This is a genomic window from Roseococcus sp. SYP-B2431 (genome assembly GCF_004336745.1).
Classification (GTDB): Bacteria; Pseudomonadota; Alphaproteobacteria; order Acetobacterales; family Acetobacteraceae; genus Roseococcus.
In genome coordinates this window covers 24,985-51,655 of sequence record NZ_SJXD01000001.1, presented here as the reverse complement: position 1 = coordinate 51,655, position 26,671 = coordinate 24,985, and the positions used below count along the sequence as shown (strand labels likewise).

General features: G+C 70.3%; 30 protein-coding genes and 1 tRNA gene. 14 read left to right on the top strand and 17 right to left on the bottom strand.

The features are described from left to right. Positions 1-25 precede the first annotated feature (25 nt). The 8 genes from EJV46_RS00255 (at position 26) to EJV46_RS00220 (ending at position 9,229) form a co-directional block, all read left to right on the top strand. A complete protein-coding gene (locus tag EJV46_RS00255; protein ID WP_240782342.1) occupies positions 26-1,375 on the top strand; it encodes a class II 3-deoxy-7-phosphoheptulonate synthase in 1,350 nt (449 codons plus the stop codon). Continuing rightward, on the top strand, positions 1,372-2,550 hold the full coding sequence (locus tag EJV46_RS00250; protein ID WP_131546586.1) for a nicotinate phosphoribosyltransferase: 1,179 nt from the start codon (positions 1,372-1,374) through the stop codon (positions 2,548-2,550). The genes EJV46_RS00255 and EJV46_RS00250 overlap by 4 nt, the downstream gene beginning before the upstream one ends. 107 nt (positions 2,551-2,657) lie before the next feature. Further along, positions 2,658-3,422: a DMT family transporter gene (locus EJV46_RS00245; protein ID WP_240782341.1), complete on the top strand. Its 765-nt coding sequence runs from the start codon at positions 2,658-2,660 to the stop codon at positions 3,420-3,422. A gap of 31 nt (positions 3,423-3,453) precedes the next feature. Beyond that, positions 3,454-5,118 (top strand): NAD+ synthase, encoded by a 1,665-nt coding sequence (locus EJV46_RS00240; protein ID WP_131546584.1) that lies wholly within the window; start codon positions 3,454-3,456, stop codon positions 5,116-5,118. After that, positions 5,115-5,522, top strand: a complete 408-nt coding sequence (locus EJV46_RS00235; RefSeq protein ID WP_240782340.1) for a hypothetical protein — start codon at positions 5,115-5,117, stop codon at positions 5,520-5,522. Before EJV46_RS00240 ends, EJV46_RS00235 begins: the two co-directional genes overlap by 4 nt. A gap of 161 nt (positions 5,523-5,683) precedes the next feature. After that, positions 5,684-7,003, top strand: a complete 1,320-nt coding sequence (locus tag EJV46_RS00230) for a glutamate--tRNA ligase (RefSeq protein ID WP_131546583.1) — start codon at positions 5,684-5,686, stop codon at positions 7,001-7,003. Continuing rightward, the gene (gene cysS / locus EJV46_RS00225; RefSeq protein ID WP_131546582.1) at positions 7,000-8,418 is read left to right on the top strand and encodes a cysteine--tRNA ligase; all 1,419 of its coding nucleotides are present in this window, start codon (positions 7,000-7,002) and stop codon (positions 8,416-8,418) included. The genes EJV46_RS00230 and cysS overlap by 4 nt, the downstream gene beginning before the upstream one ends. 4 nt (positions 8,419-8,422) lie before the next feature. Then, positions 8,423-9,229 carry an RNA methyltransferase gene (locus EJV46_RS00220; protein WP_131546581.1) on the top strand — a complete coding sequence of 269 codons (807 nt, stop codon included), beginning with the start codon at positions 8,423-8,425 and terminating at the stop codon, positions 9,227-9,229. Positions 9,230-9,259: 30 nt separating this feature from the next. On the opposite strand, the gene EJV46_RS00215 is transcribed toward EJV46_RS00220, so the two are convergent. Next, the gene (locus EJV46_RS00215; RefSeq protein WP_240782339.1) at positions 9,260-9,499 is read right to left on the bottom strand and encodes a hypothetical protein; all 240 of its coding nucleotides are present in this window, start codon (positions 9,497-9,499) and stop codon (positions 9,260-9,262) included. 228 nt (positions 9,500-9,727) lie between these two features. On the opposite strand from EJV46_RS00215, the gene rpsD reads away from it, so the two are divergent. Both rpsD and EJV46_RS00205 read left to right on the top strand, forming a co-directional pair. After that, positions 9,728-10,369, top strand: a complete 642-nt coding sequence (gene rpsD / locus EJV46_RS00210) for a 30S ribosomal protein S4 (RefSeq protein WP_131546579.1) — start codon at positions 9,728-9,730, stop codon at positions 10,367-10,369. 155 nt (positions 10,370-10,524) lie between these two features. Continuing rightward, positions 10,525-11,448 (top strand): DUF1796 family putative cysteine peptidase, encoded by a 924-nt coding sequence (locus tag EJV46_RS00205; protein WP_131546578.1) that lies wholly within the window; start codon positions 10,525-10,527, stop codon positions 11,446-11,448. Between the two features lie 24 nt (positions 11,449-11,472). On the opposite strand, the gene grxD is transcribed toward EJV46_RS00205, so the two are convergent. The 5 genes from grxD to EJV46_RS00180 form a co-directional block, all read right to left on the bottom strand. Continuing rightward, positions 11,473-11,808: a Grx4 family monothiol glutaredoxin gene (gene grxD / locus EJV46_RS00200; RefSeq protein ID WP_131546577.1), complete on the bottom strand. Its 336-nt coding sequence runs from the start codon at positions 11,806-11,808 to the stop codon at positions 11,473-11,475. A 23-nt stretch (positions 11,809-11,831) separates the two neighbouring features. Beyond that, positions 11,832-12,065: a BolA family protein gene (locus EJV46_RS00195; RefSeq protein ID WP_131546576.1), complete on the bottom strand. Its 234-nt coding sequence runs from the start codon at positions 12,063-12,065 to the stop codon at positions 11,832-11,834. 4 nt (positions 12,066-12,069) lie between these two features. After that, entirely contained in the window at positions 12,070-14,268 is a 2,199-nt protein-coding gene (purL, locus tag EJV46_RS00190) for a phosphoribosylformylglycinamidine synthase subunit PurL (RefSeq protein ID WP_131546575.1), read from the bottom strand. Between the two features lie 314 nt (positions 14,269-14,582). Next, a complete protein-coding gene (locus EJV46_RS00185; RefSeq protein WP_131546574.1) occupies positions 14,583-15,770 on the bottom strand; it encodes an HPP family protein in 1,188 nt (395 codons plus the stop codon). Then, positions 15,767-16,273: an Rrf2 family transcriptional regulator gene (locus tag EJV46_RS00180; RefSeq protein WP_131546573.1), complete on the bottom strand. Its 507-nt coding sequence runs from the start codon at positions 16,271-16,273 to the stop codon at positions 15,767-15,769. The genes EJV46_RS00185 and EJV46_RS00180 overlap by 4 nt, the downstream gene beginning before the upstream one ends. 78 nt (positions 16,274-16,351) lie before the next feature. Between EJV46_RS00180 and hmpA the strand changes: the two genes are divergently transcribed. Beyond that, a complete protein-coding gene (gene hmpA / locus EJV46_RS00175; RefSeq protein ID WP_131546572.1) occupies positions 16,352-17,563 on the top strand; it encodes an NO-inducible flavohemoprotein in 1,212 nt (403 codons plus the stop codon). 39 nt (positions 17,564-17,602) lie between these two features. On the opposite strand, the gene purQ is transcribed toward hmpA, so the two are convergent. The 9 genes from purQ to EJV46_RS22595 form a co-directional block, all read right to left on the bottom strand. Next, the gene (purQ, locus tag EJV46_RS00170) at positions 17,603-18,277 is read right to left on the bottom strand and encodes a phosphoribosylformylglycinamidine synthase subunit PurQ (protein WP_131546571.1); all 675 of its coding nucleotides are present in this window, start codon (positions 18,275-18,277) and stop codon (positions 17,603-17,605) included. Further along, positions 18,274-18,621 (bottom strand): hypothetical protein, encoded by a 348-nt coding sequence (locus EJV46_RS00165; RefSeq protein ID WP_131546570.1) that lies wholly within the window; start codon positions 18,619-18,621, stop codon positions 18,274-18,276. The genes purQ and EJV46_RS00165 overlap by 4 nt, the downstream gene beginning before the upstream one ends. A gap of 6 nt (positions 18,622-18,627) precedes the next feature. Beyond that, positions 18,628-18,855, bottom strand: coding sequence for a hypothetical protein (locus EJV46_RS00160; protein WP_131546569.1), 228 nt, complete (start codon positions 18,853-18,855; stop codon positions 18,628-18,630). Then, on the bottom strand, positions 18,849-19,088 hold the full coding sequence (locus tag EJV46_RS00155) for a hypothetical protein (protein ID WP_131546568.1): 240 nt from the start codon (positions 19,086-19,088) through the stop codon (positions 18,849-18,851). Before EJV46_RS00155 ends, EJV46_RS00160 begins: the two co-directional genes overlap by 7 nt. Continuing rightward, entirely contained in the window at positions 19,085-19,324 is a 240-nt protein-coding gene (gene purS, locus EJV46_RS00150) for a phosphoribosylformylglycinamidine synthase subunit PurS (protein WP_131546567.1), read from the bottom strand. Before purS ends, EJV46_RS00155 begins: the two co-directional genes overlap by 4 nt. 139 nt (positions 19,325-19,463) lie before the next feature. After that, positions 19,464-20,228, bottom strand: coding sequence for a phosphoribosylaminoimidazolesuccinocarboxamide synthase (gene purC / locus EJV46_RS00145; RefSeq protein ID WP_131546566.1), 765 nt, complete (start codon positions 20,226-20,228; stop codon positions 19,464-19,466). A 63-nt stretch (positions 20,229-20,291) separates the two neighbouring features. Then, positions 20,292-21,017, bottom strand: a complete 726-nt coding sequence (locus tag EJV46_RS00140; protein WP_131546565.1) for an NRDE family protein — start codon at positions 21,015-21,017, stop codon at positions 20,292-20,294. A gap of 80 nt (positions 21,018-21,097) precedes the next feature. After that, positions 21,098-21,373 carry a hypothetical protein gene (locus tag EJV46_RS00135; RefSeq protein WP_206020662.1) on the bottom strand — a complete coding sequence of 92 codons (276 nt, stop codon included), beginning with the start codon at positions 21,371-21,373 and terminating at the stop codon, positions 21,098-21,100. A 69-nt stretch (positions 21,374-21,442) separates the two neighbouring features. Beyond that, the gene (locus tag EJV46_RS22595) at positions 21,443-21,829 is read right to left on the bottom strand and encodes a hypothetical protein (RefSeq protein ID WP_165585243.1); all 387 of its coding nucleotides are present in this window, start codon (positions 21,827-21,829) and stop codon (positions 21,443-21,445) included. Between the two features lie 299 nt (positions 21,830-22,128). On the opposite strand from EJV46_RS22595, the gene EJV46_RS00130 reads away from it, so the two are divergent. The 3 genes from EJV46_RS00130 to EJV46_RS00120 all read left to right on the top strand — a co-directional run bounded on the left by EJV46_RS00130 (position 22,129) and on the right by EJV46_RS00120 (position 24,776). Then, positions 22,129-23,472, top strand: coding sequence for a cyclopropane-fatty-acyl-phospholipid synthase family protein (locus tag EJV46_RS00130; RefSeq protein ID WP_131546564.1), 1,344 nt, complete (start codon positions 22,129-22,131; stop codon positions 23,470-23,472). A 66-nt stretch (positions 23,473-23,538) separates the two neighbouring features. After that, positions 23,539-23,615, top strand: a tRNA-Pro gene (locus EJV46_RS00125). An 84-nt stretch (positions 23,616-23,699) separates the two neighbouring features. After that, on the top strand, positions 23,700-24,776 hold the full coding sequence (locus EJV46_RS00120; RefSeq protein WP_131546563.1) for an alpha/beta hydrolase: 1,077 nt from the start codon (positions 23,700-23,702) through the stop codon (positions 24,774-24,776). A 64-nt stretch (positions 24,777-24,840) separates the two neighbouring features. On the opposite strand, the gene EJV46_RS00115 is transcribed toward EJV46_RS00120, so the two are convergent. Then, entirely contained in the window at positions 24,841-25,722 is an 882-nt protein-coding gene (locus EJV46_RS00115; RefSeq protein WP_131546562.1) for an ABC transporter permease, read from the bottom strand. Further along, on the bottom strand, positions 25,719-26,666 hold the full coding sequence (locus EJV46_RS00110; protein ID WP_131546561.1) for an ABC transporter permease: 948 nt from the start codon (positions 26,664-26,666) through the stop codon (positions 25,719-25,721). Before EJV46_RS00110 ends, EJV46_RS00115 begins: the two co-directional genes overlap by 4 nt. Positions 26,667-26,671: the final 5 nt, after the last annotated feature.

Genomic DNA, 26,671 nt, shown 5'->3' with positions numbered 1-26,671 from the left:
TTGGCGCCCCTCCTCCTGGAGGCAGATGCCCATCCGGCAAGTGCCGGATTACACCGATCCCGCGGCCCTGGCCGCGATGGAAGCCAAGGTCGCGACCTTCCCGCCCCTCGTTTTTGCAGGCGAGTGCGAGCGACTGAAGGCCGCGCTCGCCGAAGCTGCCAAAGGCCAGGCCTTCGTCCTGCAGGGGGGCGACTGCGCGGAGAGCTTTGCCGAGTTCCGCGCGGACACCATCCGGGACACCTTCAAGGTGCTCCTCCAGATGGCCGTCGTCCTGACCTTCGGCGCGGGCATGCCGGTGGTGAAGCTCGGCCGCATGGCCGGCCAGTTCGCCAAGCCGCGCTCCTCAGACGTGGAGAAGGTCGGCGACGAGACGCTGCCTTCCTATCGCGGGGACATCATCAACGGCGCGGCCTTCACGGAGGCCGCGCGCCTGCCCGATCCGGCGCGGATGGAGTTCGCCTACCTCCAGTCGGCCGCGACGCTGAACCTGCTGCGCGCCTTCGCGACCGGCGGCTTCGCTGACCTGCACCAGGTGCACCGCTGGAACCTCGACTTCGTGGCCCGATCGCCGCTTTCCAAGCAATATGAGGGCCTGGCGGCGCGCATCGACGAGACGCTGAGCTTCATGGCCGCCTGCGGCATGAACAGCGACAACGCCCCGCAGATCCGCGAGACGGCCTTCTACACGAGCCATGAGAGCCTGCTCCTCCCCTATGAGGAGGCGCTGACGCGCGAGGCTTCCACGCATCGCGGCAAGACCTATGCCTGCTCGGCCCACTTCCTCTGGATCGGCGACCGCACGCGGCAGTTCGACGGCGCGCATGTCGAGTTCCTGCGCGGCGTGGCCAATCCGATCGGCATGAAGGTCGGGCCGAGCATGGAGGTTGACGACCTCCTGCGCCTCACCGAGATCCTGAATCCGGCCAATGAGGCCGGCCGCCTGACCCTCATCGCCCGCATGGGGCACGAGAAGGTCGAGGCCAAGCTCACGCCCCTGGTGCGCGCGGTGAAGGCCGCGGGCCGCCAGGTGGTCTGGCTCTGCGACCCCATGCACGGCAACACCACCACCCAGGCCGGCTACAAGACGCGCAGCTTCGACGCCATCCTCTCCGAAGTGCGGCGCTTCTTCGACGTCATGGCGGGCGAGGGCGCGGTCGCCGGCGGCGTGCATGTCGAGATGACCGGCAACAACGTCACCGAATGCATCGGCGGCGCCCACCGGCTCACCCCGGCGGATCTCGCGGCCAACTACGCCACCTTCTGCGACCCGCGGCTGAATGCCGAGCAGTCGCTGGAGCTGGCCTTCCTCATCGCCGAGGAGCTGAAGGCCCATCGCAGCCGGCCGGAGCGTCCGCTGGTGCAAGCGGCGCAATGAGCGAGGCGTCCGACCGGCCACGAGCTGCCGCCGTGAAGCGGCCGGACCTGGAACAGGACATCGTCGCGCGGACGGACAGCTACTTCAACCGCACCCGCGCCATCGTGGAGAAATTCGGAGACAGCCGGGTGACCTATGCGGTCTTCCTGCGCCGCCCGGTGATCTCGGCGCCTCGGATCGCGGTGGAATGGCTGGAGACGGTCTCCCAGGCGCGGGGCACGCCCTTCGAGATCGAGGTGAAGTATCCGGAAGGGGCCTGGGTGGGCGCGGGCGATCCGCTGCTCTACCTGACGGGCTCCTTCGCCGCGCTCTCCGATCTGGAGACGCTGTACCTCCAGAAGCTCGGCCCCTGCTGCGTGGCCGCGCACAACGCCTATCAGATGTCGCTGGAGTTGCCCGAGGCCGCCTTCCTCGCCATGGACGCCCGCCACTGCGCCGGCTTCGAGATGCAGGACATGATGGCCTATGCCGCCTCGGTCGGCAGCGCGGCGGCCCGGCGCGAGGGCGCCCGCGGCTTCATCGGCAATGCCAACGACGCCACGGCCCACTGGTTCGGCGGCAATGCCGGGCGAGGGACCATGCCGCATGCCCTGATCGGCTATGCCGGCTCCACGCTCCGTGCGGCCGAGATGTTCCATGCGGCCTTCCCGGACGAGCCGCTGACCGTCCTGGTGGATTATTTCGGCCAGGAGATCACCGATGCCCTGGCCGTGGCGCGCCGCTTCCCGGAGCATGCCAAGTCCGGCCGCCTCTCGGTGCGGCTCGACACCCATGGCGGACGCTTCCTCGAGGGGCTGGACCCGGCCGAGAGCTATGCCGTGCTGGAGCGCCATGCCCCGGCCGCGATCCGCCGCTATCGCAGCGATTCCGAGCTGCGGCATCTCGTCGGCACCGGCGTCTCCGCCGCGGCCATCTGGCGCACGCGCGAGGGGCTGGACGCCGCGGGTTTCGACAAGGTGAAAATCGTCGCCTCCTCCGGCTTCTCGGTCGCCAAGTGCCGGGTGATGAACGAGGCGCATGCGCCGGTCGATGTCGTCGGCACGGGCAGCTTCATCCCGGACCGCTGGAGCGAGACCTATGCCACGGCGGATATCGTCGAATATGACGGCACGCCGCGGGTGAAGGTCGGCCGCGAGTTCCTGCTGCGCAACGGCCGCCGCCGGAACGGCCACTGACGGCGCGACGGCAAGGGCTGCTCTGCGCCTTCGGCGTCCTGTTCATCTGGACAGGGTTCCTGCTCTTCTCCCGGCTCGCGGCCGCGCAGCCCTTCACGGCCTGGGACGTGGCGGCGCTGCGCCATGCGGGCGCCTTCCTCACCGTCCTGCCGATCCTCGCCCTGCGCGGCAGGCCGCGGCTGGGAGCGGCGCGCGGCCTCGCGCTGACGGCGACGGCGGCCTTCGGCTTCCCGCTCGCCGCCTATTGGGGGTTCCGCTTCGCTCCGGCATCGCATGGCGCCGTGCTGCTGCCCGGCCTGCTGCCCTTTCTCGCCGCCTTCGTCTGGTGGTGGGCCTTCGGCGATCGCTGGAGCTGGCGGCGCACCCTTTCGCTGGCGGTCGTGGCCGCCGGGATCGCGCTGCTGGCCGCCGAGACGGCTGCCAGCCAGCCGGGCGCCTGGCGCGGCGACCTGCTCTTCACCGCCGGCTGCCTGAGCTGGACGGCCTATATGTGGCTGGTCCGCCGCTGGCAGCTTGGCGCGCTGGAGGTCACGCTCGCCGTGGCGCTGCTGGCGGCGCCGATCTACCTGCCGGTCTGGTGGCTGTTCCTGCCGAGCAACCTCGCCGCCGTGCCCTGGGAGTGGGTGGTCTTTCACTTGATCTACCAGGGCTGCCTTTCGGTGGTGGTCGCCGGCTTCCTCTTCACCCGCGCCACGGTGCTGCTGGGTGCGCCGCAGACCTCGGTCATCACCTCGGTCGTCCCGGCCATGGTGGCGCTGGGCGCCTGGCCGCTTCTGGGCGAGGCCCTGGGCTGGGCGGGGGCCGCCGGCGTGGGGCTGGTGACGCTGGGCATGATCGCGGGCGTGGTCGGCCCTGCCCCCAAGCCTCGTTGACCCTGCCCCCCCGGCCGCCTACTTCCGGGACATGACCGATCGCATCCGCATCGCCCTGGCGCAGATGAACCCCCATGAGGGGGAACTGCGCGCGAACGCCCAGAAGATCCGCGCCCTGCGCGCCGAGGCGGCCGCCGGGGGCGCGGACCTTCTGGTCACGCCCGAATTCAGCATCGCCGGCTATCCGCCGGAGGACCTCGTGCTGAAGCCCGCCTTCCGCGCCATGGCCGAAGCCGAGATCGCGGCCCTGGCCGCCGAGACGACCGATGGCGGCCCCGGCCTGATCGTCGGCGGCCCCTGGTGTGACGGCGGCAAGCTCTACAACGCGGCCTTCCTGCTGGATGGCGGCCGGATCGTCGCCCGCCGCGCCAAGCACGAGCTGCCCAATTACGGCGTCTTCGACGACAAGCGCGTCTTCGACGCCGGCCCCGCACCCGGCCCCGTGGTCTTCCGCGGCCTGCGCCTCGGCCTGATGATCTGCGAGGACTGGTGGTTTCCCGCTGTCTCCGAGACGCTGAGCGAGAGCGGGGCGGAGCTGCTGCTCTCCATCAACGGCTCGCCCTTCGAGATTGACAAGGCGCAGTCGCGCGTGGACCTCGCGGTCGCGCGCGTGGTGGAGACGGGGCTGCCCTTCGTCTTCCTCAACCAGAATTGCGGCCAGGACGAGCTGGTCTTCGACGGCGCGAGCTTCGTGCTGAATGCCGACCGCAGCCTCGCCGTCCGCATGCCGTCCTTTCAGGAGGCGCTGGGCTTCACCGATTGGGCGCGCGACGGCGACGTATGGCGCTGCGAGCCGCAGCCCATCCCCCCGGTCGAGGCGCGCTCGCAGCAGATCTACGCCGCCATGATGCTGGGCCTGCGCGACTACGTGAACAAGAACGGCTTCCCCGGCGTGGTGCTCGGCCTGTCGGGCGGCATCGATTCCGCCATCTCCGCCGCCGTCGCGGCCGATGCGCTGGGGCCGGATCGCGTGCGCGCGGTGATGATGCCCTCGCCCTATACCAGCCAGGAGAGCCTGGAGGACGCGGCGGAATGCGCGCGCCTGCTGGGCATCCAGTACGAGACCATCCCGATCGGCCCCGCCATGGAGGCCTTCGACGGCATGCTGGCGCCGGCCTTCGGCAACCGCCCGCCGGACATCACGGAGGAGAACCTCCAGTCGCGCATCCGCGGCGTCACGCTCATGGCGCTCTCGAACAAGTTCGGGAACATGCTGCTGACCACCGGCAACAAGAGCGAGATGAGCACCGGATACGCCACCATCTATGGCGACATGTGCGGCGGCTATTCCGTGCTGAAGGACGTCTACAAGACCGACGTCTTCGCCGTCTGCCGCTGGCGCAACGACAACGTCCCGGCCGGAGGCCTGGGGCCCCAGGGCGCGGTCATGCCGGAGCGCGTCATCACCAAGCCGCCCAGCGCCGAGTTGAAGCACGACCAGAAGGACCAGGACACGCTGCCACCCTACGAAGTGCTAGACGCCATCCTGACCGGCCTCGTCGAGGAGGAGCGCAGCGTGGACGACCTCGTGGCCCAGGGCCACGAGCGCGCGCTGATCCTGCGCGTCTGGAAGCTGCTCGACCGCGCCGAGTACAAGCGGCGCCAGGCGCCTCCGGGCGTGAAGATCGGTCGCCGCGCCTTCGGCCGCGACCGGCGCTACCCCATCACCAACGGCTTCACCGGACTGATCTCTTGAGCATCACCGACGACATCCTGGGCAAGGCCGAGGGCATCGAGGTCCGCATCATGGACCTCTCCGGTGCCAATGGCTCCGAGCCGCTGGAGACGGTGCGCGGCTTTTCGTCGCTCGCCCATGCCAACGCCTTCGCGCGCCGGTACGTGCGCGATTCCATGGAGGTCTGCCGGCCGCGCGGCGCAGATGCCGAGGCCGCGCGCGACGCCTGGTTCGCCTTCGGCGAGGATGCGGTGGTCAGCGGTCCGGAGGGCGCGGCCATCGAGGGTGGCTGGAGCAGCGGTAGCGAGCTGGCCGACTTCGCCGCTGCCCCGCCGCGCGAGCGGGAAGACCGCAACTGGCGGATGATCGACCCGCGCAAGCTGGCCGCCGAAGAGGATGACGACGAGGGGGAGGACGAGGCATGATCGCCGTCATCCGCCTGCTTGCCCCGTGCAGGACCGACCGGCCGCAAAGCGACCGGCGCGCCCAGACCAAACGTTCCGCCCGCGCGCCCGGCGCGGCGCGAAGCCAAGCCGCCGGGTTGGGGCTGCTTGCCACAACCGCCCGGCGTCTGAGGGCGGGATAAATGACCAAGCTGCGCTTCGCCCCCTCCCCGACGGGCCATCTCCATGTCGGCAATGCGCGCATCGCGCTGGCCAACTGGCTTGTGGCGCGCAAGCTCGGCGCCGAGCTGGTGCTGCGCCTGGACGACACCGACACAGGCCGCAGCAAGGCGGAATTCGCCCATGCGATCGAGGAGGATCTCCGCTGGCTCGGCCTGGACTGGGACAGCTCGTTCCGCCAGTCCGACCGCCTCGCCCTCTACGAGGCGGCGGCGGAGAAGCTGAAGAAGAGCGGCCACCTCTACCCCTGCCTCGAGACCGAGGAGGAGCTGAACTACAAGCGCGAGCAGCGTCTCAGGCAGGGCCGCGCGCCGATCTATGACCGGGGCGCGCTCAAGATGACCGAGGAGCAGCTCGCCCGCGCGATGGAGAACGGCAAGCGCCCGCATTGGCGCTTCAAGCTCTCCGGCATCAGCATCGAGTGGGAGGACGGCGTGCTCGGCCGCCGGGCCGTGAAGCTCTCGGCCATCAGCGACCCCGTGCTGATCCGCGCCGACGGCTCGCCGCTCTACACCTTCACCTCCGTGGCGGACGACCTCGAGACCGGCGTGAGCCATGTCGTGCGCGGCGAGGATCACGTGACCAATACCGGCGTGCAGCTCGACATCTGGCGCGCGCTGGGCGGCAAGGGGCTGCACTTCGCGCATCTGCCCCTGTTGACGGATGCCGATGGCGGCCCGCTCTCCAAGCGCATCGGCTCACTCTCGCTGCGGCAACTGCGGCGCGACGGCGTGGAGGCGGCGACGATCACCGGCTACCTGGGCGCGCTCGGCACTTCGCATGACGCGCGTCCGGCGAAGCCCGCCGAGTTGCTGGAGAGCTTCGACCTGTCCGCCGTCTCGCATTCCTCGCCGCGCTTCGATCCGCGCCAGATGCTGGCGCTGAATCGCCGGCTGCTGCACGGCATGTCCTTCGAGGAGGCGCGGCCGCACCTGCCGCCCGGCGCCGACGCGGCCTTCTGGGAGGCCGTGCGCGGCAATCTCGACCTCATGCCCGAGGCGAAGCACTGGTGGGAGGTGGTGCATGGGCATATTGCGCCCGTCGAGCAGCCGGAGGAGGCCGGGTTCCTCCAGGCCGCCCGCGAGCTGCTGCCTGCCGAGCCCTTCGACGGCAATAGCTGGGGCGCCTGGACCGATGCTCTGAAGACGGCCACCGGCCGCAAGGGCAAGGCGCTCTTCATGCCGCTCCGCCTCGCGCTGACCGGCGAGGACCACGGCCCGGACCTCAAGACCCTGCTTCCTTTGATGGGGCGCGCGCGCGCCGCCGAAAGACTGACCGCATGATGCTCCGCTTCCACAACAGCCTGACGCGCCGCGAGGAGGAGTTCCGCCCACTCGATCCCGAGCATGTGAAGCTCTATGTCTGCGGGCCTACGGTCTATGACCTCGCGCATCTGGGCAATGCGCGTCCCGTGGTGGTCTTCGACGTGCTGGCGCGGCTGCTGCGGCGGATCTATCCGCGCGTGACCTACGCCCGGAACATCACGGACGTGGACGACAAGATCAATGCGCGCTCGCGGGAGTCCGGCGAGCCGATCGGCGCCGTCACCGCGCGCACCACGGCCGACTTCCATCAGGATATGGCGGCGCTGGGCAACCTGCCGCCGGATGTCGAGCCGCGCGCCACCGGCCATATCGCCGAGATGGTCGCGATGAACGAGAAGCTCATCGCGAACGGCCACGCCTATGTGGCGGAGGGGCACGTACTCTTCAGCGTCGGCAGCTTCGCCGACTACGGCAGGTTCTCCGGCCGCAACCAGGACGAGCTGCTGGCCGGCGCGCGCATCGACGTCGCGCCCTACAAGCGCGACCCGGGCGACTTCGTGCTGTGGAAGCCCAGCGCCGAGGGTACCCCCGGCTGGGACAGCCCCTGGGGCCGCGGCCGGCCGGGCTGGCACATCGAGTGCTCGGCCATGTCCTGGAAGCATCTGGGCGAGCAGTTCGACATCCATGGCGGCGGCGCCGACCTGATCTTCCCGCATCACGAGAACGAGGTTGCGCAGTCGCGCTCGGCCTTCGGCACGCCCTTCATGGCGCACACCTGGCTGCATAACGGCATGCTGCTGGTGGACGGCGAAAAGATGTCCAAGAGCGTGGGGAACTTCTTCACTGTGCGGGACATCCTCGCCCAGGGCCCGTGGGCCGGCGAGGCCTTCCGGCTGCTGCTGCTGCGCACCCATTACCGCTCGGCGCTGGACTATACTCAGGCGGCGCTGGAGGAGGCCAAGCAGGAGCTGGACGACAGCTACGCCATGCTCGGCCGCGCGCCGGCCATCTCCGAGGCGCCGGTCCTCGCCGAGATGGCCGAATGGGCGCTGGAGCCGCTGCGCGACGACCTGAACACGCCGCTGACGTTGAGCCGGCTGCGCGACCTGCGCACGCTGGAGAATTCTGCGACGGTGGGCGGCTCCTCGGCTGCCGTGCTCGGGCGGATCGGGAGGTCGTGGTCGCTGGTGCCGGGCCAGGCGGCCGCGGCTTTCCGCGAGGCGGGCTCCGTGCTGGGCGTGGCGCAGGGCGACCCGACGGCCTGGCTGCAGGGCGGCGTGGACGCGTCGGCCATCGAGGCCGCGATCGCCGCCCGCGCCGCGGCCCGCAAGGCCCGCGACTTCGCCGAGGCCGACCGCATCCGCGATGCCCTTCTCGCCGATGGCGTCGTGCTGGAGGACAGCGCCAGCGGCACCGTCTGGAAGCGCGCCTGATCCGATGAGGGATCAGGGCGCCGCGCCGCTGGTGGCGCCGGAGGGCGAGACGCCCATCGTCGTGCTGGTGCGGCCGCAGCTCGCGGAGAACATCGGCACCACCGCGCGCGCCATGGCTAATGGCGGTCTGTTCCATCTCCGGCTGGTCGCGCCCCGCGACGGCTGGCCGAAGGAGCGCGCCTGGGCCGCCGCCTCCGGCGCGGACCGCATCCTGGATGCCGTGCAGCTCTTCGAGACCGTGGATGCCGCGATCGCCGATTGCCATCGCGTCATCGCCACCTGCCCGCGCCCGCGCCATGTCGTCGTCCCTGTCATGACGGCACGGGCCGCGGCGGCGGAGCTGCGGGCCATCAACGGGCGCGGCGAGCGCGTCGCCATCCTCTTCGGCCCTGAGCGGGCCGGGCTGGAGGCCGAGGACCTTGCCCGCGCCGACACGCTGGTGCGCTACCCGCTCAACCCCGAATTCAGCTCGCTCAACCTCGCCCAGGCGGTGATGGTGATGGCCTATGAATGGTGGGTCGCGGCCGATACGACGCCGCCCCGCCGGCTCCAGACCCACAAGACCCATGTCGCCACCAAGGGCGAGCTCGACAACTTCATGCGGCACCTGACCGAGGAGCTCGACGCCTGCGGCTTCCTCCGCAACGCGCCGAAGCGGGCGGGCATGGTGCGCAACCTGCGCCACTGGTTCGAGCGCGGCGAGATCACCGAGCAGGAGGTCCGCACGCTGCACGGCGTGGTGGCGGAGCTCTCCCGGGGACGCATGATCCGCGGGCGGCCGGACAAGGTCGGGCCGCCCGAGGAGGAATAGGCCGCTCCAGGCCCGCGGCGGGCGGCAGGTTCAGCCGATTTTGGCGGCCAGCTTCCGCGCCAGCAGGTAGCCCAGGCCCCCGCCGGCCGGCGCGGCCGGCAGCACGAGCAGCCAGCCCATGTGAACCCCTTCGGAGACGGCGATGAAGCCGAGGCCCAGCATCAGCCCGCCGACCAGGCTGCCGACGACGCCGGCCGTGAGGCCGAGGACCAGGATCTCTTCGCGCGTGACCATGATGCGGGAGTAGGGGCGGCTCCCCCGGTTTGACAAGCCCGGCCTGCCCCCCTAAGACCCGGCCCATTCCTGGGAACGAGGACGCGCCTTCGGGGCGTGCGCCCGCTTTGGAGCGTTGCGAGGCTGATTCGCGCTTCGGGTCGAAGAGACCCTCCGCGGTAAGGCTCGGGACGATCCAGGGACTACCGGGACAACCCGCAGGCCTGAGAATGGGTCCGCATCAAAGAAGGTCCCGCGCCGAAAAGGTGCCGGGAGAAGCCGCGCATGACGAAGCGCCTTGCCTCCAAGTACAAGATCAACCGCCGCCTCGGCGAGAACCTCTGGGGCCGCGCCAAGAGCCCGGTCTCCAAGCCCCGCAAGGGCGAGCAGGGCGCCCGCACCTACGGCCCCGGCCAGCATGGCCAGCGCCGGAAGAACAAGCCCACCGACTTCGGCATTCAGCTTATGGCGAAGCAGAAGCTGAAGGGCTACTACGCCAATATCGGCGAGAAGCAGTTCCGCAAGTATTATGACGAGGCTGTGCGCCGCAAGGGCGACACCTCCGAGAACCTGATCGACCTGCTGGAGCGCCGGCTGGACACCATCATCTACCGCCTGAAGTTCGCGGTGACGCCCTTCGCGGCGCGCCAGTTCGTGAACCACGGCCACGTGACCGTGAACGGCAAGCGGCTCAACATCCCCTCCTACTCGGTGAAGGACACCGACGTGATCGAGGTGAAGGAGAAGTCGAAGCAGCTGACGATGGTGCTCGACGCCGCGCAGGAGGCCGGCCGCGACGTGCCGGAGTATCTCGAGGTCGATCACCGCGCCATGAAGGGCCGGATCCTGCGCACGCCGAAGTTCAGCGACGTGCCCTATCCGGTGCAGATGGAGCCGAACCTGGTCGTCGAGTTCTACTCGCGGTAAGTAGCGGGTTCTACTCGCGGCAACGGGCTTCGATCTTTCCGGACCTTCCGGAGGCGGCGCAGGGGGATGCCCTTGCGCCGCCTCCATGCTTCCGGAGCCGCTCGTCACCCCGCGGCGGTTGACGGATCGCGCCCTTCGCCTGCACACAGGAATCCATGCCAGCTCCCGATCCGGTCCCTCTCCGCGTAACCCTGGAATCCCTGGTCAGAGCCACGCATCAGGCCTTGCTCGGCCGGCAGGTGAACGCCACCTGGCTCGTCAATTTCTCGGATGAGCTGGCGCGCCGGCTGAAGACGCAGTCGCTGGTCGACGTGATGGCCGACTTCATGAACATCATCCAGTCCAGCCCCGAGGGGCAGAAGCGGCTGGCGACGGTGGCCAATGCCTCGGCGTCGATCGAGAGCGTCGTCGCGCCGGGGCTCGCCGCGCGGCCCTCGCCGCTGGCCTGCATCGGGCTGGGCTGCTCGCCGCAGACGGCGGGCATGCTGCGCCGCGCCGGGCTGCGCCGCTGGGCCGGGCCCTTCGACTGGATGACCATTCCCACCGAGGCGGTGCGCGACAGCATCATCGACGACTGCGCCGGATTGCTGATGGCCTCGGAATACGAGCCGATCGAGCAGGAGGACCGGCCGCCCGACGGCAAGGGCCACCTCTGCCGCCATCGCCGCTTCAGCGAGCTCTATGGGGCCACGGTCTTCCACCAGTACGATCCCTCGACGCCGGTGGGCTACGCCTCGCTGGAGCGGACCGTGCTGCGCTTCCGCGAGGCGCTGCGCGGGCTCCACGGCAAGCTGCTGTTGCAGGTAACCGACGAGACGGGCCGCAGCCTGGCGGCCTTCGAGGACACCTGCGACATGCTGGACCGCTCGGCGCGGGGCGCGATCCTGGTGACGATCGCGGTGGTGCCGGGCTCGCCCAGCGGGCCCTTCCCGGAGATGGAGCTGAGCCGGGCGCGCGGGCCGCACCGCTTCCTGCGGTGCCACACGCTCTCCGAACCGAAGGGCATCGGCTATGCCGATCCCATCGACGAGATCGTGCTGCTGCGCGGCGCGCTGGCCGCGCCGCAGCTCTCGGGCTGAACCGAGGCGCCCGGTGCTTAAGGGCTAAGCCTCAGCCTTCGTGGCGATGCCCTTGTCCTGCAGCATCGTCTGCAACTCGCCCGACTGGAACATCTCCATCACGATGTCGCAGCCGCCCAGGAACTCGCCGTTCACATAGAGCTGCGGGATGGTCGGCCAGTTGGTATAGGCCTTGATGCCCTCGCGGATCTCGGGGTCCTCGAGGACGTTCACGCCCTTGAAGGGCACGCCCACATGGCTGAGGATCTGCACCACCCGCGCGGAGAAGCCGCATTGCGGGAAGACCGGCGTGCCCTTCATGTAGAGCACCACGGGGTTGGCGTTGATCTCGGCCTCGATGCGCTCGGTCACGGTCGTCATCTGTCGGTTCCTTGTCGTAGGAGCTATTCGGGCGCGCTGGTCTGGAGCGCGAGGGCGTGCAGCACCCCGCCCATGCGGCCCTGGAGCGCGGCATAGACGAGCTGGTGCTGCTTCACGCGCGACAGGCCGCGGAAGGACTCGGAGACGACCGTGGCCGCGTAATGGTCACCGTCTCCAGCCAGGTCCTCGATCGCCACCTGCGCGTCCGGCATGGCGGATTTGATCAGGGCCTCGATTTCGGCCGGCTGCATCGGCATTCGGTCACATTCCCCGCATCAGTTCAGGCAGCGTCGCTTCGTTCGCCGCCGTGAGTTCAACCACAGATATGGCGTCGCCGCCCGGAATCTCCAGAGTGTTCCCGCCCGCGCGCCCGAGAACAAGAGCCGGCACGCCAGCCAGCTTCGCGGCTGCGAGAAGCGCCGCGACGTCGGCCACCGCCAGCACGTAGCGGGACTGGTCCTCGCCGAACCAGAAGCCATGGTCGCCGGAGGCGGTCAGCCTGGCGCCAACGCCCGTGGCCATGCACATCTCGGCCACCGTCACCAGCAGGCCGCCGTCGGCGCAGTCGTGGCAGGCGGCCACGCGGCCGGCCAGGATCTCGCCTCGCACGAAATCGCCGTTGCGGCGCTCGGCCGCCAGGTCCACCGGCGGGGGCGCACCCTCCTCGCGGCCGGCGATCTCGCGCAGCCAGAGCGACTGGCCGAGCCAGCCCGCCGTGTCGCCGATCAGCACCAGATCGGTGCCGGCGGGCAGGCCCAGGCCCACCGCCTGCGCCACATCCTCCAGCACGCCGACGCCGCCGATGGCCGGCGTCGGCAGGATCGCTCGGCCCTCGGTCTCGTTGTAGAGCGAGACGTTGCCGCTGATCACCGGGAAGTCGAGCGCCCGGCAGGCTGCGCCCATGCCGCGCACAGCGGAGGCGAACTGGCCCATGATCTCGGGCTTCTCGGGATTGCCGAAGTTCATGTTGTCGGTGATGGCGCGGGGCAGGGCGCCCACCGCCGTGATGTTGCGCCACGCCTCGGCCACCGCCTGCATGCCGCCGGCCTCGGGATCGGCCTGGCAGTAGCGCGGCGTGCAATCGGTGGTCATGGCGAGCGCGCGGACATGGTCCTCGATGCGGACCACGGCGGCATCGGCCTGGCCCGGGCGCTTGGCCGTCTGGCCGCCGACCTGCGCGTCGTACTGGTCCCAGATCCAGCGGCGCGAGCAGAGGTCGGGGCAGGCCACCAGGGTCTTCAGCGCGTCCATCAGGCTGACGGGGTTTGCCACCTCGCCAGCCTTGATGACGGGCAGCTTCGGCGTCTCGGCCGTCGGGCGGCGATAGAGCGGGGCCTCGGATTCCAGCGGCGCCAGCTCGATATCGGCCTCGATGAGGCCCTTGTGCTTGATGACGATGCGACCCGTATCGGTCAGGCGGCCGATGATGGCGAAGTCCAGCTCCCATTTGCGGAAGATGGCCTCGGCCAGGGCCTCGCGGCCGGGCTTGAGCACCATGAGCATGCGCTCCTGGCTCTCGCTCAGCATCATCTCATAGGCGGACATGCCCTCCTCGCGCTGGGGGACGTGGTCCATCTCCAGCTCGATGCCCATGCCGCCCTTGCCGGCCATCTCGACACCCGAGGAGGTCAGCCCGGCCGCGCCCATGTCCTGGATGGCGACGATGGCGTCGGTCGCCATCAGCTCCAGGCAGGCCTCGATGAGCAGCTTTTCGGCGAAGGGATCGCCGATCTGGACGGTGGGGCGCTTCTCCTCGCTATCGGCCGAGAACTCGGTGGAGGACATGGTGGCGCCGTGGATGCCGTCGCGCCCCGTCTTGGAGCCGACATAGACCACCGCATTGCCGAGGCCGGTGGCGGCCGCGGTGAAGATGCGGTCGGCCTTGAGGATGCCAACCGTCATGGCGTTCACCAGCGGGTTGCCGTTGTAGGCCGGGTGGAAGTTGACCTCGCCGCCCACGGTGGGCACGCCCACGCAATTGCCGTAGCCGCCGATGCCGCGCACCACGCCGTCCATGACCTGGCGCGTCTTGGCCAGGCTGGGGTCGCCGAAGCGGAGCGCGTTGAGGTTGGCGATGGGGCGCGCGCCCATGGTGAAGACGTCGCGCAGGATGCCGCCCACGCCGGTCGCCGCGCCGTTATAGGGCTCGATGAAGCTCGGGTGGTTGTGGGATTCCATCTTGAAGACGGCGGCCAGCCCCTCGCCGATCTCGATGACGCCGGCATTCTCGCCGGGGCCGACGAGGACCCAGGGCGCCTTGGTCGGCAGCTCCTTCAGCCAGACGCGGCTGGATTTGTAGGAGCAGTGCTCGCTCCACATGACGGAGAAGATGCCGAGCTCGGCGAGCGTCGGCTCGCGGCCGAGGATGCCGAGGGCGCGCTCGTATTCGTCCGGCTTCAGGCCGAATTCGGCGGCAAGCTGGCGGGCGCGTTCGGGGGCGAGGGGAGGGACGGAGGCCATGGCAGGTATTTCGGGCCGCGCGCGGGGCTTGTCCAGCGAGCTTCCCGTCATGGCCAGCACGCTTTCAGCGCACGGGGAGGCACCCGGCGGCCGGAGACGCCGGCCGTCCACGCGCGACTTGCCTTGGCCTCGGCATCTTCCGGGGGCTGGGCCGTGGGGCGCCGGAAGCTGGCGGGGTCATCGCCCGCATCCCGTCGAGCGCCGCCATCGCCATCATATCGTACTGGCCGGCCGGTCGAAATCCGCGGCGTCTGTCGCGGCGGGCGTGGCTTGTCGCCGCGGCCCAGCGCTGCCTCAACAACCGTGGCATGGCCTCACGCCGCCCGGCTGCTCCTCCTGCCCGCCTCTCGGTCGACTCCGCCCCTGTAGAGGGCGGCGATGAGATCGGATTGGGTGACGATGCCGGAAAGCCGCCGGTCCTGGTCCACGACCGGGACGTGCCGGAACCCGCCATCGGCCATCAGCGGCACGAGCTCCGCGACATGGGTGCCCTCCGAGACGGTGCGGATCCCGTGCGGCATGACCTGGCCCACCACCTTCGGCACTTCGGCATGGATCGTCGTCAGGCGGCGGACCAGGCGCCGGAACCGCGTCCCGAATCCCACATAGCTGTCCAGCTCCGGGCTCTTCACGAAGTCCAGGTCGGAGACGAGGCCGATCACGCGCCGCGCGGGATCGAGGACGGGCATGGCCCGGATGTCGTGCCGGCGCAGCAGCCGCCAGGCCTCGGCCAGGGGCGTGCCGAACTGCACGGCGACCACGTCGCGCGACATGATCTCGGCGCAGGTGATCTCCCCGAAGCGCCGCCGATAGGCGTGCATCTCCGCCTGCTGCACCAGGCTGTCGAGGTCGTCGCGGCTGACGTCCAGGATCTGGTCGTATTGCCGGAGGACGGCGTCGAGATCCTCCGTGCTGACGCCGAGGCGCTGCGTCGGGCTCGGGTCGGCCGTGTGGTGCGGGTTCGTCCGCGCGGCCGGCCGGAGATGCGGATAGGGGCGGCGCGTCGCGTGGTGGAAGGCGATCGCCGCCAGCAGGAGCGTGGCCGAGCTCAGCGCGACCGGCGAGAGCGCGAAGAGGAACCCGGCCGAGGTCACCGCGGGACCGCCGAGCACGGAGGTCAAGGCGATCGCGCCGCCGGGCGGGTGGAGGCAGCGCAGGGCGAACATCGCCCCGATCGCGAGGGAGACGGCCAGGGGTGCCGCCAGCAGCGGGTCGGCGATCCACTGCGCGCAGGCGACGCCGACCAGGGCGGAGACGGTGTTGCCGCCCAGGATCGACCAGGGCTGGGCGAGCGGGCTGGCCGGCACGGCGAAGAGCAGGACGGCCGAGGCCCCCAGCGGCGCGATCAGCACCGGCGAAAGGGCTTCCGTGCCGGCGAGGCGCGGGCAGATCAGGCCGGTGAGAAGGAGGCCGAGCAGCGCGCCGGTGCAGCCGCGAAGCCGCTCCGCCGCGCTGGCGGCTATCGGGGCCGGCAGGAGGGCCCTCAGCCAGCCGCGGATCATGCTCCGGTCTGGGCCGTGCCCGTGGCGTCCGGCCGCGGGCCGGATGCAGCTTCCGGCGGGGCGAGCCCGAGCCGTGCCGCCATCGCCTCCCGGTTCGGGGAGAGCAGGAGGTCGGCCAGGGTCCGGCGGTCCAGCACGGCCAGGAACGCGCCCAGCGCCTCGCCCAGCAGCGATTGCAGCCGGCAGGCATCGATCAGCGCGCAGCCGCCGCCCTGGGCCGGGTCCTGGAAGCAGGCGGCCAGGGCCATGTCCTCCTCGGTGAAGCGCACCACGTCGCCGATGCGGATCTCCTCCGGCGCGCGGGCCAGCCGCAGCCCGCCGCCCTTTCCGCGCGTCGTCTCCAGGAAGCCGCCCCGGCCGAGATTGTGCACCACCTTCACCAGATGGTTCTCCGAGATGCGGTGTGCCGCCGCGATCTCCCGGATCGAGACGCGCCGGCCGCGCCGCAGGCCCAGATAGATCAGCGCGCGCAAGGCGTAGTCGGTGTGGAGGGTCAGCCGCATTGGCGAAGGTGTAACGTCTTTACACCTATGGACCAACGTTTCATAAGGTGTGTCGTGCATACATCTTTGAAGGCCGCCATGTCCCGACAGCTCAGCGATCAGACCATCTCCCTGGTGAAGGCGACGGTTCCTGCCCTCCAGGCCCATGGTCTCGACATCACCCGCCGCATGTACGAGCGGATGTTCCGGAACGCGGCCATCCGGGATCTCTTCAACCAGTCGCACCATGGCGAGACCGGCTCGCAGCCCAAGGCCCTGGCCATGGCGGTGCTGGCCTATGCACAGAACATCGACAATCTCGGCGTACTCGCCGGCGCCGTGGAGCGGATCGCCCAGAAGCATGTCGGGCTGAACATCCTGCCGGAGCACTACCCCCACGTCGCGGAGGCCCTGCTCGGCGCCATCCAGGACGTGCTGGGCGAGGCGGCAACGCCGGAGATCCTGGCGGCCTGGGGCGAGGCCTATTGGTTCCTGGCCGACCTGCTGATCGGCCGTGAGGTGCAGATCTATGGCGAGCAGGCCGCCGCGCCCGGCGGCTGGAACGGCTGGCGCGACTTCACCGTGCTGGAGAAGCGGCAGGAAAGCGAGATCATCACCTCCTTCATCCTGGCCCCCGTGGACGGGGGCCAAGTGATGCGGCACCAGCCCGGCCAGTACCTGACCTTCTGGCTGGAGATCCCCGGCCATACGCCACTGAAGCGGAACTACAGCATCTCCTCCGCCCCGGGCGACGCCCGGTACCGGATCACGGTGAAGCGCGAGCCGCAGGGCGTCGCCTCCAACTGGCTGCATGACGCGGTCCAGCCGGGTGCGCGGCTTAAGGTCGGCGCCCCGGCCGGCGAGTTCGTCCTGCCGGAGACGGAAAGCCCGGTCGTGCTGCTGAGCGGCGGCGTCGGCCAGACCCCGCTGGTGAGCATGCTGGCGGCCATGGCGGAGCGGCGGTCGCTGGTGCCGGTGCAGTTCGTCCATGGCACGCAGTCCGGCGCCACCCATGCGCTGGGCGGCGAGGTCCGGGCCCTGGTGGCCGCCTCCGGCGGAAGGATCACCGCGGCGACCTTCTACGAGTGCCCGCGCGCCCAGGACCGGCCGGGCCAGGACTACGACGTCGAGGGCCGGATCACCCTGGACTGGCTGCGCGCTCACACGCCGACCGCCGGGGCGGACTACTACCTGTGCGGCCCGCGCCCATTCCTGCGCACCTTCACCGACGGGCTCGTCCGGCTCGGCGTGCCGCCGGCGCGGATCCACTACGAATTCTTCGGCCCCGCCGACGAACTGCTGGCCGCCTGAACCGGCGCGGGGATGCTTCGCCCGGCGCCGTGAGCGGGATCACGCCGCGGCGAAGCTCTCCGCCAGCGAGGTGAACATCGGCAGCCCGTCCGTGCCGCCGACCAGCGGGTCCACGCAGTTCTCCGGATGCGGCATCAGCCCCAGCACGCGCAGGTTGGGCGAGAGGATGCCGGCAATGGCGTTGAGGCTGCCATTCGGGTTCTCGCCCTCGTACCGCAGGGCGACGAGGTTCTCGCCCTCCAGCCGCGCCAGGGTCTCGGCGTCGCAGAAGTAGTTGCCGTCGCCATGGGCCATGGTGGCGCTGAAGACCTGGCCGCGCTGGAAGTGATGCGTGAAGGCCGTATCCGCGCGCTCCACCTTCATCCGGCAGCTCATCGCCAGGAAGCGTAGCGAGGCGTTGCGCAGCAGCGCGCCGGGCAGAAGCCCGGCCTCTGTCAGCATCTGGAAGCCGTTGCACACGCCGAGCACATGGCCGCCGCGCTCCGCATGGGCACGGATGGCCGCCATGATGGGCGACTGCGCGGCCATGGCGCCGCAGCGCAGGTAGTCGCCATAGGAGAAGCCGCCGGGCAGCACCACGAGATCGGTGCCGGCGGGCAGCTCGGTGTCGCGGTGCCAGAGCATGTCCGGCCTGCGGCCGGTTGCGCGCTGAAGGGCGATGGCGATGTCGCGCTCGCGATTGGTGCCGGGGAAGACGACGATGGAGGCCTTCATGGATTCACGTCCTCACGGCTGCTGGGGCGGACAGGGAAGAGATGGCGCCAGGTGGCGCCGGGCAGGCGTTCATGCGCGATGCGGCGCCATTCGAAATGGTCCCAGGCGAGCGGTTTTTCCACCAGGGCCGTGAGGGCGAGGCCGGCCATCATCAGCACGGGCGCGAGCAGCATCGAGCCGAAAAAGAGGACCGGCGCCGGCATTCCGCGCATCCAACGGCGCGGCAGGAGGAGGGCCAGCGCGACGGCCAGCGGCAGGGCGACGAGCGCCATCGCCCCGTAGACGGCCGAGAAGATGCCGGCGGGCAGGAGGATCAGCACGATCAGGCCCCACAGCACGGTCATGGCCCATCACCCTTGCCAGACCCGCAGCCAGTGCAGCCCGCCGAGGAGTACGGTCGTTCCGACGGCGGCGATGGCGGCGGCGGTGACCCAGCGGTCCGCCTGCGCGCGCTGCCGGGCGATCCAGCCGAGGCGGGGGCCGGGCAGGGCCGTGGTCGTCCGCCGCTCGCGCCAGCGCAGGCCCATGAAGACCAGGACCGTCAGCACCAGCATGAGGAAGACGGAGGCCTTCACCATGGCGGAAAGAGCCAGCCGAAGGGGTTCGTGAAGCCCTGGATGAGCAGGCTGATCGGCCAGAAGAGCCCGCCCAGGAAGGCCTTCGAGTAATGAAAGAAGACCTGGGTGAGCGGGAATGCGGGATCCAGCCCCGGGCCGAAGAGCAGCCAGGCGGTCGTCGTCAGCATCCGCCAGGCCGTGAAGACGGCCGTGCCGATGATGAACCAGCGCAGCGAGGTCTCTCGGGCGGTCACACGATCTCCACGGTGAAGCTCTCGATGACGGTGTTGGCGAGCAGCTTGCGCGCCATCTCCTCGCCGGCGGCCTTCGCGCGGGCGGCGTCGGTCTCGGCGGTCTCGACGATCATGACCTTGCCGGTGCGGACCTCGCCCACGCCGGAGAAGCCGAGGCCGCCGAGCGCGCGCTCGATGGCCTTGCCCTGCGGATCCAGCACGCAGGCCTTGGGGAAGACAGTGACACGGAGTTTCATGTCGGAACGCTCGCCTCGCTTAAGGAAATCCGGCCGCACGGCGGCCGGCGCCGCCAAATCCCCCTCGACGCCAGGTGCTCCCGCTGCGCGGCGAAGCCAAGCCCGCGGAGCGGGCGCCCGGCGTTTGAGGGCACGAAAACTACTGCATCTGCTCCGGGCCCTTGACGTCCCGGATGCCCGCTTCAGGGAGGATGCCGAGGCGCCGGGCCACCTCCTGGTAGCCCTCCTCGACCTTGCCGAGGTCGCGGCGGAAGCGGTCCTTGTCCATCTTCTCGCCGGTCTTGCTGTCCCAGAGGCGGCAATTGTCGGGGCTGATCTCGTCGGCGAGGACGATGCGCATCTCGTCATTCTCGTAGAGCCGGCCGAACTCCAGCTTGAAGTCCACCAGCGTGATGCCGACGCCCAGCAGCAGGCCGGTGAGGAAGTCGTTCACCCGCAGGGCCAGCTGCACCATGTCGTCGAGGTCGTGCGTCGCGGCCCAGCCGAAGGCGGTGATGTGCTCCTCGCTGACCATCGGGTCCTGCAGGGCGTCGTTCTTGTAGTAGTACTCGATGATCGAGCGCGGCAGGCGCGTGCCCTCGGCGATGCCGAGCCGCGTCGCCATGGAACCGGCGGCCACGTTGCGCACCACGACCTCGAGCGGGATGATCTCCACCTCGCGCACGAGCTGCTCGCGCATGTTGAGGCGCCGGATGAAATGGGTCGGGATGCCGATCTCGCCCAGCCGCGTCATCAGATACTCGCTGATGCGGTTGTTGAGCACGCCCTTGCCGGTGATGACGCCCTTCTTCTGCGCGTTGAAGGCGGTCGCGTCATCCTTGAAGTATTGAACGATGGTGCCCGGCTCGGGGCCTTCGAACAGAATTTTGGCCTTGCCCTCGAAGATCTGGCGGCGGCGAGCCATGGTCATGGTCCTTCACGTCGGTATTCGGGCATATAGCAGGCTTGTCCATGCGTGCCACGCGCATCAGGGCAGCGTCAGCGCCGCGAAGGGCACGCGGTCCGGCGGCCCGGCTGCGAAGCGCCATTCCCGTCCTCCGTCGCGGCCCAGCGCGAGCAGCGAGGAGCAGATCGTGCCGAACCCGCCAAGCGGCGGAACGTTCAGCGCCTCTCCGGCGGCGCCGGCGGAATCGGCGAGCAGCGCGGGCCAGGCGCCCCAGTCCGGCGGCCCCGATTGGCCCGATGCCGGCAGGGCCGCGCGGAATCGCGGCAGGTGGCGGGCGGTGCGCGGACTTGCGAGGTCGTTGGGCGGATGGGCGGTGATCATGGAAACGCCCTCGGGCAAGGGCTCCGCTCCCGGCGCGCCGCTGCCGAGGCCGGCGACGAACCAGGCCGTCCCGGCATCGGCGATCACGAGGTTGAAGGTGCGGTAAAGGCCGGCATCGAGGCGCGAAAACGCCTGCGCCGCTTCCGCCGCCGTCGCCGATTCGAGCGCCAGGAGAGGCAGTTCCCCGCGGGACCGCTTGCCAGGCGCGGGGCCGAGGCTGCCCGGCCGGTTCAGCACGGCGGCGACGACCCCGGAGCGGTTGAGCGCCATCCAGGTTCCGCCGGCAGTGGCGTCGCGGCCGCCCAGGATGCCGGGCCAGAACTCGGCGGGCGGATCCCAGGGACGATCGAGCCTCTCGTCGCGATTGGCGGCCAGCAGCAGGGGCCAGGCCACACCGGGACGGCGCAGCAGGATCACGGTGCACATCCGCGATCCATAAGACAGTTTGCGCCCCGGCGATATCGCCGGGGCGCCGGATCAGACGGCCAGGCGCGGGCCCGGCGGGGCTACCAGCGGCGGTAGCCGTAGGGCCGGTAGTAGGGCCGGCCGTAGCCCCAATAGGGGCGCGGCGCGTAGTAGCGCGGCGGGCCCACGATCACCGGGGGCGGCACGTAGACCGGCACCGGGGGCACATAGATGCGTGGCGGCGGTGGCGCATAATAGGCCGGCGGCGGCGGAGCGTAGTAGGCCGGCGGCTTGTCGATCCACTGGGCCTGCGCGGCGCCAGCGCCCGCGCCGAGGGCGGCGAGGCTGGCCATCATCATGTTCCGGAACATCCGCATCGGATTGTCCTCCTTCATTCCTCAGAATGTAGCACCGCCTTGGTGGCGGAAGCATGGCAATTTGTCGCGTCAGCCGCGGCCACGGTGATGCCCGCCACCCCGGCCGTGGCCGCCATGATGGCCGTGGCTGCCATGATGCCGGCCGCCATGATTGTGGGCATTCCAGCCGCCGCCACGGTGATGACCGCCGCCGCCCCAGCCCCCGCGATATCCGCCCCCGCCGCCCCCGCCGCCCCCGCCGCCCCAGCCGTGGCGGGCGGGCGGCGCATAATACCGGGCCGCAGGAGCGTAGTAGCGCGGGCGGCCGTAGCCGTAGCCCGAGCCGTATCCATAGCCGGGGCCGACATAGGCCGCGCCGCCATAGACGGGACCACCATAGGCAGGGCCATAGGCGGGCGCGCAGCCGACCAGCGAGGTCATCAGGCCCAGTATCGCCAGAACGCGTAACCTGCGCATGACATGTTCCTCCAGCTGCGGCCGCCTTCACGTCAGGTCGGGGGTGCCTGACTCAGGGGTGCCGCAGGATCAACGTCCAAAGAGCAGCAGGGTTGGGACTTGCTTCTTCCGCAAGGCTTCCTTCGTGGTCACCATAGGAGGACTTCCGCATGGCGGAACCATGGCGCGATTACGCCGAAATTACTCCGCGGCGCACCCCGGACGCGCGGCCGGGCCTGTGCTCGCCGGGATCGATGCCCGCGTGCGGTAACGGCTTCCGGGGAGTAGGGCGAGGGTTCACCTTATGACACTCTTGCGCCATGTCGCCCGATCCCCGCCTGGCCAGGCTCCGATCCCTCATCGCCGAGCTCGGCGCGAAGCTCCAGCTCGACCTCGCCATCCGGCTCTGGGACGGCGAGGCCATCCCCCTCGGCCCGCGCTGGAGCGGGGACCTCGCCATCGCCCTGCGCGACCCGCGCGCCGTCACGCGCCTGCTGCGCCGCCCCCGCCTGACGACGCTGATCGACCTTCTCGCGGAAGGGCTGATCGAGATCGAGGGCGGCACGCTGCTTGACCTAGCGGCGCGGCGCGGGGAGAAGGGCATGCGCGGGCTGGCGCGCGGCGTGAACAGGCTCGCGGCGGCGCGCGCGGTGCTGCCCTTCCTCTTCGGGCCGGGCTCCTCGGCCGGCGCGCACGCCTATGCCGGCGACCAGAAGGCGCGGGCGGAAGAGGGCCGCGACGACAAGGCGCAGGTCCAGTTCCACTACGACCTCTCCAACGCCTTCTATGCGCTCTTCCTCGACCCGGAGATGGTCTATTCCTGCGCCTATTTCCCGGACTGGCAGGCGGACCTCGCCACCGCGCAGAAGGCCAAGCTGGAGATGATCTGCCGCAAGCTGCGGCTGGCCCCGGGCGAGCGCTTCCTCGACATCGGCTGCGGCTGGGGCGGCCTCGTCTGCCATGCCGCGCAGCACCATGGCGTCCAGGCGCATGGCGTGACGCTCAGCCAAGCGCAGTTCGATTTCGCGACGGCGAAGGTGAGGCGCCTCGGCCTGGAGGACCGTGTGACGATCGAGTTGCGCGACTTCCGCAGCCTGGCGGGGATGGAGTTCGACAAGGTCGCCTCCATCGGCATGTTCGAGCATGTCGGGCTCGACAACCGGGACGGCTATTTCGCCCATATCAAGTCGCTGCTGCGGCCGCGCGGAATCTACCTGCACCATGCCATCGCGCGGCCGATGAAGCGGACGGAGCGCGAGTTCCGCCGGAAGCGGCCGGAATTCGCGGCACTGGTGAACTACATCTTCCCCGGCGGCGAACTCGACCACCTCGGCGGCACCACGGACGCGATGGAGCGCAACGGCTTCGAGATCCACGACACCGAGGGCTGGCGCGAGCATTACGGCCGCACCTGCCGGCTCTGGACCGAGAACCTCCATGCGAGCCGCGCGGCGGCGGAGGCGGAGGTCGGCGCCGCCAAGACGCGCATCTGGCTCATCTACCTGGCCGGCTGCACCCTGGCCTTCGAACGGGGGAGCGTCGGGATCTTCCAGACCGTGGCGACGAGGAAGGCACGCGGGGCCTCCGGCCTGCCGCCGACGCGGGGCGACCTCTATGCCCGGCCGATCCTGGGGCCTGATCGTCCAGGCATGCCGGGGACGTGAATCAGCCTCCCGACCCGCCGCATGCCTCTTTGACAATGCCGCGTCGGATGGTAAGGCAGCGCCCATCGGAGTGTAGCGCAGCCTGGTAGCGCACTTGTCTGGGGGACAAGGGGTCGTCGGTTCAAATCCGGCCACTCCGACCATTTCCGGCGCAGCCTGCCGGATGCTCTCACGGTCCGCGGCGAGGGACGCAAGCCGCGCCCCTGCTTGGTAAGGCGGCAGATTCCATGCTCCGACCTCCGGAATCCGGCGTGGCTCCGTCGCGGCGCTTGTTCCTGGGGAGTGTCCTGGGGGCGCTCCCGACCGCGGCCCTGGCCGATCCCGCAGCTTCCGTATCCGCGCCGCGGCGGCTTCCCGCGCGGCTGCTGCCCGTCCCCGCTACGGCGAGCCCCGCGCTGCGCGCCGCGATCGGCGCGCCCTTCCCGCCGGGCTGGGACAGCATCCCGCGCGACGCCGCCGGCTGGCGCGCGTTGCAGGCCCAAAGCGCCGCCACCGTCGCCCCGCATCTGCCGGCGCTGCGGCAGCACCTGAAGGTCCAGGTCGAGGCCACCCGCATCGCGGGGGTTCCCGCCTTCGTCATCACGCCCGAGGATCTGCCCGCCGCGAACCGCGACCGTCTCCTCGTCCATCTCCACGGCGGCGGCTACGTGCTCTATCCGGGCGAGGCCGGCGCCGGCGAGGGCATGATGATGGCGGGCTATGGCCGCTTCCGCGTCGTTTCCATCGACTACCGCATGGCGCCGGATTTCCCCTTTCCCGCCGCGCTCGACGATTCCACGGCCGTCTGGCGCGCTCTGGCGGCGCGGCACGACCCGCGGCGGATGGCAATCTTCGGCGCCTCCGCCGGCGGCGGGCTGACGCTCGCCCTGATCCTGCGCGCCAGGGCCGAGGGCCTGCCGCTGCCCGCGGCCATCGCGCCCGGCACGCCCTGGTGCGACCTCGCGGGGGCGGGCGATTCCCTCCGGGCCAATGAGTTCGTGGACAATGTCCTGGTCTCGGCTGACGGCTGGGTCGGCGCCGCGGCGCGGCTCTACGCGAACGGGCGCGACCTGCGCGACCCGCTGATCTCCCCCATCTACGGAGACTTCGCCGGATTCCCGCCCGCGATCCTGACCAGCGGCACGCGCGACCTGCTGCTCAGCGACACCGTGCGCGCGCATCGCCGGCTCCGTCAGGCGGGGGTGGAGGCCGTGCTCCAGGTCTTCGAGGGGCAGAGCCACGCGCAATACCTCCTGCCGGGCGTGCCGGAGACGCAGGAGGCCTTTGCCGAGATCGCGCTCTTCTTTCAGCGGCATCTGGCCTAGCCACCCCGGCCCGGAGTCCCGCCCGACGGCGCGGCGCCTTGCCGGCCCCGTCGCTCCCTCGGCCCTACCGCCGCTGGCTCCGCGGGTCGAGCGCGTCGCGCAGCCCGTCGCCCACCAGGTTGAAGGCCAGCACCACCAGGAAGATCGCGAGGCCGGGGAAGATCGCGAGCCAGGGCGCGCCCTCGATGAAGCGCTGCGCCGAGTTCAGCATGCTCCCCCAGGAGGGCTGCGGCGGCTGCTGGCCGAGGCCGAGGAAGCTCAGCGAGGCCTCCGCGATGATGGCCTCGGCGATGGCGAGCGTCGCCTGCACGAGCAGCGGCGGGACGATGTTGGGCAGCACATGCACCAGCCCGATCCGCCAGGGCGGATTCCCCAGCGCGCGCGCCGCCTCCACCCAATCCGTGCTGCGCGCCTCCAGCGCCATGCCGCGCGCCAGCCGCACGAAGATGGGCGAGGCGGAGACGGCGATGGCGATCATCGCATTCTCCAGCGCAGGCCCGAGAAAGGCCGCCAGCGCGATGGCCAGGATCAGGAAAGGGATGGAGAGCATCGCATCGGCGATGCGGCTGATCAAGATGTCGAGCCACTTGCCGCCGAGCCCCGCGACGAGGCCCACCGGCACGCCGATCAGCACCGCGCCGCCGACGGCGATGACGCCCGCCATCAGGCTCGCCCGCGCGCCGAAGAGCACGCGGCTCAGCACGTCGCGGCCGTTCTCGTCGGTGCCGAAGAGATGGGTCGTCGACGGCGCCTTGCGGATGCGCGACCAACTCGTCTCCAGCGGGTCGAAGGGCGCGATCCACGGCGCCAGCAGTGCGGCGGCCACGAAGATCACGACCACCACTAGCCCGAACATCGCCAGCTTGTGCTGCACAAAGCGCCGCATCGCGCGGCGGGCGGGGCTTTCGCCCGTCTCGATGGCGATGGCTCCGGCGGTCGTGCTCATGCTGTGCGGAGCCTCGGGTTGATGGCCATGTAGAGCAGGTCCGCGATCAGGCTCAACGTCACGAAGATGAGCGCCGTCGCCATGACGACGCCCTGCACCACCGGGTAGTCGCGATTGAACACGGCATCCACGACCAGCTTGCCGAAGCCGGGGATCGAAAAGATCTGCTCGGTCAGCACGGCGCCGGCCAGCAGCCGCCCGAACTCGATGGTGCCGAGCGTCACCACCGGAATCAGCGCGTTGCGCAGGGCGTGCTTGGCCACGACCACGCGCTCGCCCAGCCCCTTGGCCCGGGCCGTGCGCACATAATCCTGGCTGAGCGCGCCGAGCATCGCCGCGCGGGTATGGCGCATCAGCACGGAGGCGACGCCGGTGCCCAGCACGAAGGCCGGCATGATGGTCGTCTGGAGGCTCATCAGCGGGTCCTCCCAGAGCGGCACGTAGCCGCTGGGCGGCAGCCAGCCGAGCTGCACCGAGAAGAGCAGGATCATCATGATCCCCAGCCAGAAGTTCGGCGTGGAGATGCCGAAGAGGGCGATGGCGTTGATGACCCAATCGGCAGGCCGGTCGCGCCAGACGGCGCTCAGCACGCCGCAGGGCACGCCGATCGCCACGCCGATGACGAAGCTCATGGCGGCGAGCTGGAAGGTGACGGGCAGCTTCTCCAGGATGAGCTCGCCGACCGGCAGCCGGATGCGCCAGGAGAAGCCGAGATCGCCCTGCAGCGCGCGCCAGATCCAGTGCAGGTACTGGTTCACCAAAGGCTGGTCGAGCATCAGCTCGGCGCGGATCTGCGCCAGCACCTCCGGGTCGCCGCGCTCCTCGCCGGCGAGGATCAAAGCGGGATCGCCCGGCATGAGCTGCTGCAAGGCGAAGACGAGGATCGAGACGATGATCAGCGTGGGGATCACCTGGCCCAGCCGGCGGAGCAGAAATCCCCACATGCGCG